Source organism: Halanaerobium sp. ST460_2HS_T2 (assembly GCF_003337665.1).
Lineage (GTDB): Bacteria > Bacillota > Halanaerobiia > Halanaerobiales > Halanaerobiaceae > Halanaerobium > Halanaerobium kushneri.
On sequence record NZ_QPJF01000010.1, the window covers coordinates 36,952 to 49,551 of the forward strand.

Here is a 12,600-nt window from a genome sequence, read left to right on the forward strand (position 1 = left end):
TTATTGATATTTAGGAGCTGAAAAAAATGAGTATTTTTGAGATTATGGGACCGGCTATGATCGGTCCCTCCAGCTCTCATACTGCTGGAGCCGCCAGAATTGGTAGAATGGCCAGACTTTTATTTGCAGATAAAATTGACCGGGCAGTGGTTAAGCTGCACGGTTCTTTTGCAGATACTGCAGTCGGTCACGGAACTGATCGGGCAATAATTGGTGGGTTACTTGGATTTTTGCCTGATGACGAGCGGCTGCGTGGTTCTTTTGAGCTGGCGGATAAGCAGGGGATGGAATTTTCTCTGGAAGAAGTTAAGCTGCGAGAGGTGCATCCCAATACTGCAAAGATTGAGTTATATAATAAAGAAAATAATAAGAAGCTGGAAATTGTAGCTTCTTCCATTGGTGGAGGCCGAATTAAAGTTACAGAAATAAACGGCAGTCCTGTTGAATTAACCGGCAGAATGCCTACTCTCTGGATTCTACACCATGATCGGCCGGGAGAAGTTGGAATTATTACTTCAATTTTAGGCAGTTATAAGATTAATATTGCCTTTATGCAGGTTTATAGAAATCGAAAGGGTGATATTGGCTCCTGTATTATTGAAATGGACCATAAGCCAAATGAATATGTAATCAAACATCTAGAAAATAGTGAAGACATAATTCAGGTGCGATATTTACCGCGGATATGAGGTGGAGTTAATGGAATATGCGACAATAGAAGAACTTGTTTCCCTGGCTGAAGCTGCTGAAACTTCTATTTCGGAGATTGTGCTCCAGGTTGAAGTTGAAGAGGAAGAAATTACTGAAGCAGAGATCAAAAAATCAATGCTGGCTAATTTAAAAGTAATGAAAGATGCTGTTGCTTATGGCCGTCAGAATAATATTCAGACTGGTGGTGGTCTGGTGGGTGATGAGGCCCTAAAACTGGGAGAGTATTTGACTGCGGCCGCAGAGGCTGAAAAAAATAATATATACAATAAAATTATTACTTTTGCTCTGGCAACTGCAGAAGTAAATGCTGGTATGGGTAAAATAGTTGCTGGACCAACTGCAGGTGCGAGTGGAATAGTTCCTGCTGTTATCTTAGCAATTGGAGAAGAAAATGATTTAAATGATCAGTCAATGTCTGAAGCACTTTTTACTGCTGCCGGACTGGGATATGTTGTTTCCAAAAAAGCGACTCTGGCCGGTGCTGCAGGTGGCTGTCAGGCTGAATGTGGAGTTGGAGCTGCGATGGCAGCCGGTGCGGCTGTGGAACTTAGAGGTGGTACCCCCAGAATGGCAGCTGATGCTTTTGCCATGGCTTTAAAAAATATGCTGGGGCTTGTCTGTGATCCTGTGGCCGGGTTGGTTGAGGTCCCCTGTGTAAAGAGAAATGCTTTTGCTGCCGCTCATGCCTACACGGCTTCGACAATGGCTCTGGCTGGAATTAGAAGTGTAATTCCCGCTGATGAAGTAATTATGGCTATGACAGAAATTGGAGATCAGATGCCTACCTGTCTTAAAGAAACTTCCCGTGGGGGGCTGGCAGTTACCCCAACAGCTCTTAAAATTAAAGAAGAACTCAGGGATTAAATTTTGTCTTAATTTGAATTAAAGAGGATGAAAACGGGATTAATTTATCGTTTTCATCCTCTTTTATAATAATTATAATTTATTTTTTAGTTCTGCAACGTCAGCAAAAACATAATCAAAGTATTTTTGTCCGGAAGCAAGATTTTTTATATCCTCTCTTTTTGTTTCTCCACTTAAAACTAAGATTCCTGTTATACCTGCATCGTGAGCCATTCGCATATCAGTATATAAACGATCTCCAACCATTGCCAGTTCTGATTTTTCTAGATCAAATCTTTTTAAAATATAATCAATAGTAAGTCCTGAAGGCTTACCTACTATTAAAGGCCTTTTTCCGGTTGATGCAGCCAGTAGTTCGATCATTGCTCCGGTATCCGGCTGAGTTTTACCTTCACTAAGAGGACATACCAGATCAGGATGGGTGGCTACATAGTCCACACCGGAGAGAATTAACTGGTGTGCATCCCAGAGTTTTTTATAAGTTAATGTTTTGTCAAAACCTAAAACTACAAAGTCAACACTGTCCGCTTTTTCTCTGATATTTTTCTCTTCATTTACAATCTGATGGCCAAAGCGTTCCATTTCTTCTCTTAAAGAATCTGTTCCCAACAAATAAATTCTTTTACCCTGCTTAGTGCCCTGTTCAGCTAAATAAGAAGCTGTAATCTCACCGGAATTAATAATTTTTTCTGCAGCAATATTAATATTCATCTGTTCCAGTTTCTGCTGATAATCCGCTCTGTTTTTAGAAGAATTATTGGTTAAAAATATGTAATCTCTATTTGTTGCTTCAACTTCTGCCAGGAAATCAAGACTTCCTTTAAGTATATCGTTTTCTAAATAAATTGTTCCATCCATGTCCAGTATAAAAAATTTAATTTCATTTAGTTCATTCATCTGCTGCCCCTTTCGAAATCTTAATTGTGTAATATTAATTAGCAGTGTAAAGCTGCTGAAGTTTTGTCTGAAGTTTTGTCTTATAAATAAATCTCATAGTACTAATTTATCAATACTTTCAACTAAATTCAAGTGTTAAATTAAAACCCGGCCGCAGAAAATGCAGCCGGGTAGTAATCAGTCTATTTTAGATTATTTATTCTCCAAATAGTTCAGTGTAATCCTGGAGAACTTTATCAGCTTCCTCATCAGCTTTGTTTAAAGCTTCTTCAGCAGTGGAAACCCCAGTAAAAGCTTCTTCAACTGCTGTATCAACAATATCTCTAATTTCTACAAAGTTACCTAAGAGTACACCATTAGCTGCAGGAGACTGAACTCCACTTAATACCTGCAGGAAAGCAGTTAGATAGTTAGGATTTTCGCTAAACCAGCGGTTATCCATTAGAGTTTTAACTGCTGCGTTTGTAGAGGGGAAATAACCGGTATCTTTGTGCCACTGAATAGTAACATCAGTTTGACTTAGATATTTAAAGAATTCTACAACTGCGTCATATTCTTCCTGGCTGTGTCCTTTCATTACCCAGAGTGAAGCACCACCAATAACTGAATTACCAATTCCCTGACCTTCAAACCGGGGGAGGAAAGTAGTACCAACTTCAAAATCAGCTGAGTCCATAATTGAACTTAAAGAAGAAGTTGACTGAATCAGCATAGCTACTTCTCCAGCTAAGAAATCCTGATTAGCAGAATATTCGCGGCCGCCATAAGCTACAACATCTTTTTCTACTAAATCTGTCCAGTAACCTAAAACCATTTTCGCAAAGTCACGATCAAGATAAACTTCAGTTGCTCTGCCGCTGCGGCCATTATCATTGTTGGCATAGGGTTTATTATGATAGGCATGCATCTGTTCTAAAATCCAGGCTGGCCAGCCAAAAGATAGTCCATGATTGGCAGCGCCACTATCAATTATTTTTAAACCCATTTCTTCAATATCTGCCCAGGTTTCCGGAACATCTTCTATACCAGCTTTGGCAAAAGCATCTTTATTGTAATAAAGCATTGCAGTTGAAGAATTAAAGGGCATTGAGTAGAGGTGACCGTCAACACTGTAGTAATTTAAAATTGGTTGAATAACACTGCCAAAGTCAATTTTTCCTTCTGCGATTTCATAAACAGGTACAATTGCTTCACTATCTAACATGGTCTGAGTACCTACTTCGTAAACTTGAATAATGTGGGGCGGATTACCTGAACGAACTGCAGAAATACCCTGAGTTAGAGTTTCAGCATAACTCCCGGTAAACTGAGCTGTTACATGAATGTCATCATGTTCTGCATTAAACCCATCAACAATTTTTTCTACTGCTGCAGTACGACCACCACTCATGGCATGCCAGAATTCCAGCTCGATTGTCTGAGCAGATACCATTGCTGCGCTAAAAGCAAAGAGAGTCACCAAGGTTAAAATGATAATAGATTTTTTTAACATAGATTTTCTTCATTTAAGTAAATAAATGAAGATCACACCTCCTTTTTTTGTTGAAAAATGAATCAGATTAGACCACTTATTTTGAGATCACCATTCAACTTCCCAAATTGAATACTGAAAATCTCACCCCCAGTTATTAATTATTTTCTGAAGTTAACCTCAGCTTATCCCTCCTTTTAGAATTTTAGTCATATTTTTATATTATTTGTCCTGCTGCATGGCAAAACCTTCGACAAGGCTTTTCTGCAGGGTCAAATAAACCAGTAGTGGTGGAATAACACCAATTATTAAAGCTGCCATAATTACATTCCACTCCGGCTGAGCGTCAGAGGGAATTAACATTTTGAGACCAATTTGAACTACCCGTACTCGGGCACTGTTAGTTGTAACCAGTGGCCAGAGATATTGATTCCAGACCCAGATAAATTCTATAGTAAATAAGGCGACTATATTACTTTTAGAAAGAGGTATCAGAATTGACAAGAGAAATCTAAGTGGTGTAATACCATCGATTAGACTGGCTTCCAGAAGTGATTCTGGTACTGTCATATAGAACTGTTTAAATAAAAGAACGCCTGTGGCACTGGCAAAAAACGGAATTGTTAAGGCATAATAAGTATCGAGCCAGCCCAAATTATCCATTAACTGGTAGGTTGGCACTATTCTAATTGGCAGCGGCAGCATATGGGTAATTAAAATCATAATAAAAAGCAGATTTTTGCCTGGGAAATCCCCAAAATAGACAAAAGCAAAGGCTGCCGAAACAGATAGAATAATTTTTCCTACAGCAGTAACTATCGAAATAAAAGAACTGTTAAAAAGAAGTTTCCCCATGTTTGAACGTTCCCAGGCTTCCCGGTAATTATTTATTAAGTTATCTCCCAGCTGTAATTTGGGTGGGGATGAATATACTTGATTAATATTTAAAGTACTGACCATAAATGCATAAATTATTGGAAAAGAAACTAAAAAAACAGAAACTATTAAAAAAAGATGAATAAATATTGTTGTAGTTTTTTTACGCTTCATTGCTCAGATCTCCCCTTTATTGATAAAATACTTTTTCTCCGGCATATTTAAACTGAATAATAGTTATTATTGCTACAAAAATAAAAAGTATTATTGACTGTGCGGATGCATAGCCGGTTCTCATACTCAAAAAAGCATCTCTAAATAATTTGTAGGTAACTATATCTGTAGCTCGAGCTGGTCCCCCCTGGGTTAAAACATCAACAACACCAAATGTTAGAAAGAAAACCTGCAGGGTATTCATAATCAACAGAAAAAAAGTGATAGGCGAAATTAAGGGAAAGGTAATTCGCCAGAATTTTGTAAAGGGACTGGCTCCATCAATATCAGCTGCCTCTAATAGTTCAGGTGAAACATTTTGCAGAGCAGCAATAAAAAAGATAAAGTTATAACCGAGCATTCGCCAGCTAGAGGCAATAATAATTAGAATAAATGCGGCTGTACCATTACTAATCCAGTCAAAATTTAAAGTTGTGAGTAATTTAATATAATAAGCCATGATTCCCACATTAGGATGCATTAAAACTCCCCAGATAATTCCAGCAAAAGCAAAGGAAAAAGCAAAGGGCCAGATTAATAAACTTTTATAGATTTTAGCACCTCTGATGTTTTTATTGGTAACAACTGCCAGAATTAAAGCTGAGGCAATAGAAATAAAAACTGTAATTGCTGTAAAAACAAGAGAACGAACTAAACTGTTCCAATAGGCGGAAGAGGTTAAAAGCCGCTGAAAGTTCTCCAGACCAACATAGATTTGTCTGTTGCCAAAGGGGGTAGAGCGAAAAAAACTTAAGTAAAGTGACTGGAGCGAAGGATAGATCAAAAAGGTTGTAACTATAATGATTGATGGTGCAATTAAAAGATAGGCTAAATAACGATATTTTTTAGCAAACTTACTATTCAATCTGATTACCTCCCAAAAGTAATAATATTATGAATATTTAAAATAAAAAAACAGAAGATGCTAATTCTATATTTCGCTGTTAGAGAAAAAAACCCTGCCTTAAATTTATAAAACAGGGCTTAAAATTTAATTTTTTTGACTGTATTCAATTCTATGCAGCAAATAAAAATAGCTGAGGCCAGCAATGAGCGAAATTGCACTCCCAAAAGCATACATGGCTGCTCCTCCAGCACCATCATAAATCATACCGCCCAGTAAACTACTGACAACGGTGCTGACACTGATAATTGAGGCATAAAGATTTTGACCGGTTGAACGAAATTTCTCTCCTACAAGTTTTGAAATATATCCAACAGCTGTGACATGGAATAAAGCATAAGTCAGACCGTGAAAAAGTTGAGTCAGTAAAATTAGAATTGGTGAAGACCAGATAGCGATTAAAAACCAGCGAAAAGCAAAGGCCATTGCCGATAATAATAATACCTTCTTCAGTTTAAATTTTTTCAAAAATATATCTGCTTTTTGAAAAATAATTAGTTCACTTCCTGCTGCAATAAACATTCCCAGGCCCAGCAGAGTTTCTCCTCCACCGATTGATTTAAAATAAATTGGAAAATAAACAAAATTTGCAGTTAATGGAGCCTGAATAAAAAATGTAAAGATTAGAAAGTACAGCAGATCTTTATTTTTAAATAAGAGTTTAAAACTGCCCATACTGGTTACTTTAATGGTTCGATTACTTTTGGGTAATTTGTAGGCAAAAAACAGGGATAAAAATAATCCTGCAGCTGCCAGTAAAAAAGTAGTTTCAGACTGAGTCCGTTCTATAATCCAGCCAAAGGGCATAATTCCCAGCATATAGCCAAGTGATCCCCAGACTCTAAACTGGCCGTACTGTTCTGCTCGATCCCCCAGATGATTTAGCAGGAGAGAGTCTGACAGAGGGACAATTGAGCTGCTGAAAACCATAAAGAAGCTGTAGAGAATAAAAATAATTAAAAAACTCTGGCTCAAAAGAAAACTGAGAGAAAAAAGAAGAGTCCCGGTGATAGTAAAAAGTAATATTTTTTTATTGGCTTCAAAATAATCAGACATCATTCCCCAGACCGGTAGAGCAGTGATCGCCAGTGTTTTGGCAACTGATGTCATCAGACCAATCTGAGTTGCGCTGAAGCCAATTGATTCCATATGAATATTAATGTAAGTAGTTGCTGCTACATAAATATAATAGATAAAATAGTATGATTTAAATAAGATAGTAATTCCTTCTTTCTATAGGTGCTTATCATAGTATAAGCATTTTAAATCTTTTTTGCAAGCATATTTAGTAAATTGATTTAACTTTTAAATTAAGTTGTGAAAGAATATTCAAAATTGACAAATAATTAAAATATATATATAATTATAAATGCAGAGGAATCAAAATTTGTAATATTTTAGTTTCTTTGTAGTTGGAGATTAAGAATTCCAAAATATATCTAAGGGGGGATGGACTAAAAGTAAAATTTTTTGTTCAAAATCTAACAAGGGGAGTGAATTATTTAATGAGAAAACTGACTTTTTTAATGGTGATTTTATTTGCTTTTATCCTGACATTTTCAGCTGCAGCTCAGGAGCCAGTAACTATTGAATTCTGGCATGCCATGGGTGGCTACAATGGTGAAATTGTAAATACTATTGTGGAGAGATTTAATGAAAGTCATGATGATATTCAAGTTGAAGCCCAAAATACAGGTAGTTATAATGATACTTTAACTAAAACACAGGCTGCAGTTCAGAGTGGATCAGCACCTCATATTGTTCAGATTTATGAGATTGGAACTCAGGTTATGCTTGATAGTGGTATTATAATTCCTGTAGAAGAATTAGGAAGAGAAGTGGCTCAGGATGACAGCTTCGATTGGGGTAAATTTTTAATTCCTGTTTCTAATTATTATAATGTAAATGGCCAGCTGAATTCAATGCCTTTTAATTCATCTACACCTATTTTATATTATAATAAAGATGCTTTTGAAGAAGCAGGTCTGGATCCAAATGATCCTCCACAGACTTTTGAAGAGTTAAAAGAATATGCTCGTAAACTTACAATTCGTAATGAAGATGGAGATGTAGAGCGTTATGGATTTACCTTAGGTATAGTTGGCTGGTTTGTTGAACAGATGACAGCTAACCAGGATGCCTTACTTGTTAACAATAATAATGGTCGTGATGGACGAGCTACTGAGTCTTATTTAGATCGGGAACCAGTAGTGAGATTTATTGAACTCTGGAAAGAAATGGTTGATGAAGGTATAATGTTAAATCCAGGTCGCGGCTGGGATGGAGCCAAGCAAGCCTTCCTTTCTGGTAGAGCTGCAATGATGATTGAGTCAACCGCACAGGTTACTAACTTTACCAATAATGCTGAAAACGATGGTTATGAACTGGGTACAGCTTTCCTACCTCGTCCTCAGGGCGTAGATCGTGGTGGAGTTGTAATTGGTGGAGCAAGCCTCTGGGCTGTAAGAGACCATCCTGAAGAAGAACTTAAAGCTGCCTGGGAATTCTTAAGTTTCCTTTCCGAAATGGAGCAGCAGGTATACTGGTTTGAAAATACCGGTTATTTCCCGGTAACAAAAGCAGCTGTAGAGCATGAAATGAATGGCCAATTCTTTGCACAGAATCCAAACCATTTAACTGCATTTCTACAGTTATTATTGAGTAAAAGATCTCCTTCTACTCAGGGTGCATTAATTGGTACCTTCCCTGAAGTAAGACAGATTGTGGAAGAGGCAGTAGAAAAGACTCTGCAGGGAGATATGACTCCTCAGGAAGCTATGGACGAAGCAGCTTCCAGAGTTGACAGATCATTAGAACAGTATAACTCACTATATGAATAAAAGGCATAGAAAGTAGAAAAGTTTGTTATGCCTCTTAACCCCTTCCTCGCTTATTGAGGAGGGGGATTTTTCCATTAAAAATTAATAATCTATAAATTACTAGATATTCCAGGGGAGGTAGAAAAAATTGAAAGAACAAGATTATGACTCACATTTTTCGGTTCCATATTTATTAATATTACCGTCAATGATTATTTTAACTCTTTTTTTATACTGGCCTACAATCCAGTCTGTGATTTTAAGTTTATATCGGACAGCTCCATTTGGTGCCCGTAGAATTTATTCCGGCTTTGATAATTATATAAATTTATTTACTGATCCAGTTTACAGAGCAAGTCTGCTCAGATCAGCCGTTTTTGTTTTAATTACTATTTTTGGTGGTCTGGCTGTATCTCTAATTTTGTCTGTGCTGGTTAATCAGAAATTGAAGGGGATTAAAATTTACCGGACTATATTTTTTATACCTTATGCTATTTCTCCCACAGTAGCCGGTTCTCTCTGGGTATTCCTTTTAAACCCGGTAGCTGGTCATGTGAATTACTTTTTAGATCTTTTATTTAATGTTCAGGTGCCCTGGCTGACCAATGGGTTTTTTGCTTTTATAGCTATTATAATTGCAACTATCTGGAAAAACATGGGGTTTAATATTATATTTTTTCTGGCTGGGCTGCAGTCAATTCCAGACAGTGTTTATGAATCTGCCAGAATTGATGGAGCGAATTCTTTTCAAATTTTTAGAAAAATAACTATTCCTCTGCTTTCTCCTACAACTTTTTATCTAATTATTATGAACATTATTTTTACTGTTTTTCAGTCTTTTGGTATTGTAGATATTATGACTCAGGGTGGACCTGCAGATGCTACTAATATTGTAATCTACAAATTATACCGGGATATGTTTGTTAATTTCCGTCCGGGACTGGCGGCAGCACAATCAGTAATTTTGCTTATTCTGGTATTAATAGTAACCTTCTTCCACTTTAGATTTGGCAGTAGAGGTGTTCATTACCAGTAAAAGATAAAAAAATTCTGATAAGATAAAATTAATCAATTTTAAAATCAACTAAATTATAAAAGGAGAAATATTATAGAAGGAGTGGTTATCTGATGCGCAAATCTCGAAAAGATTTAATAAATAAAATTTCAACCCATCTGCTCTTAATGGTAATTAGCTTTATAGTTTTAATGCCTATTTTACTGGCATTAAGTGTAAGTTTTCAACCCAGAGCGCAGATTTTTTCTTATCCACCGTCATTGATTCCGGATAAATTATATTTTGGCAACTATATTAATGCCTGGAATTTAGTCAATATGGATCGGCTGCTAGTTAACAGTCTTTTAGCTTCGGCAATTGTAATGTTTGGTAAACTGGCTCTTGGAGTTTTAAGTGGTTATGCATTTTCTCACTTTGAATTTAAATACAAAAAAACACTGTTTTTTGCTATTTTATTTACTCTGATGCTGCCGATGCAGGTAAGAGTAGTTCCCCTATTTGAATTTGTCAGTAAACTTGGCCTGGCAAATACATATTCAGGATTGGTTCTTCCTTTTCTGGCAAGTGCAACAACAACTTTTTTAATGAGGCAGCATTTTTTGACAATTCCCACCTCTCTTATGGAGTCTGCACAGCTCGATGGCTGTGGCCCTTTTAGGTTCTTATTTCAAATTCTGATCCCGCTTTCCGGTCCAACTCTGGCCGGTCTGGCAACAGTAAATTTTCTAGTTATGTGGAATGCTTATCTCTGGCCTTTAATCATTTTGAATTCTGACGAAATGAAGGTTGCCCAACAGGGGGTAAAAATGTTATTCACCAGTGCTTCAGAACGAGACTGGGGACTAATTATGGCTGGTACAATCATGGTGGTTATTCCAACTTTAATTGTTTTTTTGCTGGCTCAAAAGTTCTTTGTTAAAGGTATTGCGACTCAGGGACTGAAAGAATAAACTTGCAGCTTGTTTAAAAAAACTGTATTATAATATTAAATTTTAATTAAGATGGATAGAGGAAGTGATAGTTTTGAGGACAAAGATTATTGGACACCGCGGTGGAGCAGCTGGCTATCCCGAAAATACTCTGGCAGCTTTTAAAAAAGCTGTTGATTTTGGAGCTGATGGGGTGGAATTTGATGTACAGCTGACCAGGGATGGAGAAGTAGTGGTAATTCATGATGAATTAATTGACAGGACAATGACCGGAAGTGGTCTGGTTAAAGATTATACTCTTGCTGAACTGCGTGAAATGAGTGCTGGAGAATTTTTTAGTCCTGAATTTAAAGCCGAAAAAATTCCAACCCTGGCAGAAGTTCTGAAAGTTGTTAAGGGGCTGGAAGTAATTAATATTGAATTGAAAAATTATCTCCCCTACCCTCGACTGGAGGAAAAGGTCTTAAAACTGGTTGATCAGTTTGGATTAAGAGAACAGGTAATCATTTCTTCTTTTAATCATTACAGTCTGCAGAAAATAAAGAGATTACAGCCGGAAATGAAAACCGGATGTCTTTTGATGTCAAAAATGATAAATGCTGCTGATTATGCATTTAAAAGAGGCTTTAATGCTTTGCACCTCCATTTTTTAACAGCTGACCAGGAGGTGGTCGAAAAAGCTCATTTTATGGGTCTGCAGCTGAATGTTTACACAGTTAATTTTCCCGATGCAGTTGTCGGGCTGCTTGAAAAAAAGGTTGATATGATTATGACTGATGACATTGAGATGGCTCTTGAAATCAGAGATAAAATTGAGAACAAGTCCTGAACCAGTCTTTGAACCAGTCTTAAAGTATAGCTTTTTAAGTTTCAATATTCCTCTTAAATTTTTAATCAAAACTTAATTTCTATAGTTTGAATTAGCTGTTAATCTTTATTATAATTAATTTAGAAGGAGATAAACTTAAATAGATTGATCTTCCGTTTTGAGGCGAAAATTTAAGAGAGGTGAGCAGTTATGTTAAGAAAGCTCAAAAATCTCGAAGGATTTACTGTTCAGGGTCGTGATGAAAAGCTGGGTAAGACAAAAGACTTTTATTTTGATCAACATCGTTTTGTATTGAGGTATCTTGTTATAGATACAGGTAACTGGCTTAAACACGAAAAAACCTTAATTTCTACAGATTCATTTGAGGAAATAAATTATGATAATCAGGAAATCATTGTCAATCTGACAGCAGAAGATCTGGAAGCAGGACCAAGTATTCAGAAAAACAAACCAGTTTCCAGAGTGATGGAGGAAAAAGTAGTTAAACATTTTGACTGGCCAATTTACTGGACAAGTCCTCATCCTGCCGATGGACCTGCTATTCAGGCAGGCAGCATAATTAGAGAGAAATTATTTAATTTCGAGAATCTAACTGATGAGGAAAAACAGGCAAAAGAGAAAGAAATCGAATCCAATCTGCGCAGCTTTAACGAAATTCGTGGTTATCACATTCAGGCTCAGGATAAAGAATTTGGCCATTTAGAAGATCTATTTGTTGACGAAGAAAACTGGGTGATTCGCTACCTGTTAATCGATACTCGAAATATTCTGCCTGGAAAAGATGTTCTGATAGCACCGGAGTGGCTGCAGAATATTAGCTGGAATAAAGAAAAATTATATGTCAGCAAAACCAGGGAAGAAATTAAAAATGCTCCGGAGTATAGAGAAGAAAGCAGCGATTATCTGGTTGATCGTAGGTACGAAGAAAAACTCTATAATCACTATGATGAGATTAAATACTGGCAGCAGTAAATTTCAAATAGAATTCAAATAATTATCTAATAAACACTGTTAGGATTTTAAAAGTGAGATATAAAAACAGCAAATTAAAAGAAGAGCCCTCTGAGGGGCT

12 protein-coding genes are annotated in these 12,600 nt (G+C 36.6%); 7 read left to right on the top strand and 5 right to left on the bottom strand.

From position 1 onward, the window contains the following. Positions 1 to 26 precede the first annotated feature (26 nt). Together sdaAB and sdaAA are read left to right on the top strand one after the other, a co-directional pair. Positions 27 to 689, top strand: a complete 663-nt coding sequence (gene sdaAB, locus DFR80_RS06265) for an L-serine ammonia-lyase, iron-sulfur-dependent subunit beta (protein WP_084566201.1) — start codon at positions 27 to 29, stop codon at positions 687 to 689. A gap of 10 nt (positions 690 to 699) precedes the next feature. Next, entirely contained in the window at positions 700 to 1,575 is an 876-nt protein-coding gene (gene sdaAA, locus DFR80_RS06270; protein ID WP_114489485.1) for an L-serine ammonia-lyase, iron-sulfur-dependent, subunit alpha, read from the top strand. A gap of 72 nt (positions 1,576 to 1,647) precedes the next feature. Here sdaAA and DFR80_RS06275 read toward each other — a convergent pair whose 3' ends face one another. From DFR80_RS06275 to DFR80_RS06295, 5 genes are all read right to left on the bottom strand, one after another. Further along, positions 1,648 to 2,472 carry an HAD-IIA family hydrolase gene (locus DFR80_RS06275; RefSeq protein ID WP_076543864.1) on the bottom strand — a complete coding sequence of 275 codons (825 nt, stop codon included), beginning with the start codon at positions 2,470 to 2,472 and terminating at the stop codon, positions 1,648 to 1,650. A 196-nt stretch (positions 2,473 to 2,668) separates the two neighbouring features. Beyond that, positions 2,669 to 3,964 carry an ABC transporter substrate-binding protein gene (locus tag DFR80_RS06280; protein ID WP_114489486.1) on the bottom strand — a complete coding sequence of 432 codons (1,296 nt, stop codon included), beginning with the start codon at positions 3,962 to 3,964 and terminating at the stop codon, positions 2,669 to 2,671. A gap of 201 nt (positions 3,965 to 4,165) precedes the next feature. Next, positions 4,166 to 4,993: a carbohydrate ABC transporter permease gene (locus tag DFR80_RS06285; RefSeq protein WP_076543866.1), complete on the bottom strand. Its 828-nt coding sequence runs from the start codon at positions 4,991 to 4,993 to the stop codon at positions 4,166 to 4,168. A 16-nt stretch (positions 4,994 to 5,009) separates the two neighbouring features. Continuing rightward, on the bottom strand, positions 5,010 to 5,897 hold the full coding sequence (locus DFR80_RS06290; RefSeq protein ID WP_076543867.1) for a carbohydrate ABC transporter permease: 888 nt from the start codon (positions 5,895 to 5,897) through the stop codon (positions 5,010 to 5,012). 126 nt (positions 5,898 to 6,023) lie between these two features. Then, on the bottom strand, positions 6,024 to 7,160 hold the full coding sequence (locus DFR80_RS06295) for an MFS transporter (RefSeq protein ID WP_084566066.1): 1,137 nt from the start codon (positions 7,158 to 7,160) through the stop codon (positions 6,024 to 6,026). Positions 7,161 to 7,441: 281 nt separating this feature from the next. On the opposite strand from DFR80_RS06295, the gene DFR80_RS06300 reads away from it, so the two are divergent. The 5 genes from DFR80_RS06300 to DFR80_RS06320 all read left to right on the top strand — a co-directional run bounded on the left by DFR80_RS06300 (position 7,442) and on the right by DFR80_RS06320 (position 12,500). After that, positions 7,442 to 8,776 (top strand): ABC transporter substrate-binding protein, encoded by a 1,335-nt coding sequence (locus DFR80_RS06300; protein WP_114489487.1) that lies wholly within the window; start codon positions 7,442 to 7,444, stop codon positions 8,774 to 8,776. 127 nt (positions 8,777 to 8,903) lie between these two features. Next, positions 8,904 to 9,791: a carbohydrate ABC transporter permease gene (locus DFR80_RS06305; protein WP_114489488.1), complete on the top strand. Its 888-nt coding sequence runs from the start codon at positions 8,904 to 8,906 to the stop codon at positions 9,789 to 9,791. Positions 9,792 to 9,883: 92 nt separating this feature from the next. After that, on the top strand, positions 9,884 to 10,720 hold the full coding sequence (locus DFR80_RS06310) for a carbohydrate ABC transporter permease (RefSeq protein ID WP_076543870.1): 837 nt from the start codon (positions 9,884 to 9,886) through the stop codon (positions 10,718 to 10,720). Positions 10,721 to 10,793: 73 nt separating this feature from the next. Further along, complete coding sequence (locus tag DFR80_RS06315; RefSeq protein ID WP_158537688.1) at positions 10,794 to 11,528, top strand: glycerophosphodiester phosphodiesterase; 735 nt, start codon at positions 10,794 to 10,796, stop codon at positions 11,526 to 11,528. 189 nt (positions 11,529 to 11,717) lie between these two features. Next, on the top strand, positions 11,718 to 12,500 hold the full coding sequence (locus DFR80_RS06320) for a PRC-barrel domain-containing protein (protein ID WP_114489490.1): 783 nt from the start codon (positions 11,718 to 11,720) through the stop codon (positions 12,498 to 12,500). Positions 12,501 to 12,600 lie beyond the last annotated feature (100 nt).

Excerpts from the sequence above, each read along its gene's own strand:
- sdaAB (WP_084566201.1), top strand. The coding sequence starts at position 27 with ATGAGTATTTTTGAGATTATGGGACCGGCTATGATCGGTCCCTCCAGC.
- sdaAA (WP_114489485.1), top strand. The coding sequence starts at position 700 with ATGGAATATGCGACAATAGAAGAACTTGTTTCCCTGGCTGAAGCTGCT.
- DFR80_RS06275 (WP_076543864.1), bottom strand. The coding sequence starts at position 2,472 with ATGAATGAACTAAATGAAATTAAATTTTTTATACTGGACATGGATGGA.
- DFR80_RS06280 (WP_114489486.1), bottom strand. The coding sequence starts at position 3,964 with ATGTTAAAAAAATCTATTATCATTTTAACCTTGGTGACTCTCTTTGCT.
- DFR80_RS06285 (WP_076543866.1), bottom strand. The coding sequence starts at position 4,993 with ATGAAGCGTAAAAAAACTACAACAATATTTATTCATCTTTTTTTAATA.
- DFR80_RS06300 (WP_114489487.1), top strand. The coding sequence starts at position 7,442 with ATGAGAAAACTGACTTTTTTAATGGTGATTTTATTTGCTTTTATCCTG.
- DFR80_RS06310 (WP_076543870.1), top strand. The coding sequence starts at position 9,884 with ATGCGCAAATCTCGAAAAGATTTAATAAATAAAATTTCAACCCATCTG.
- DFR80_RS06320 (WP_114489490.1), top strand. The coding sequence starts at position 11,718 with ATGTTAAGAAAGCTCAAAAATCTCGAAGGATTTACTGTTCAGGGTCGT.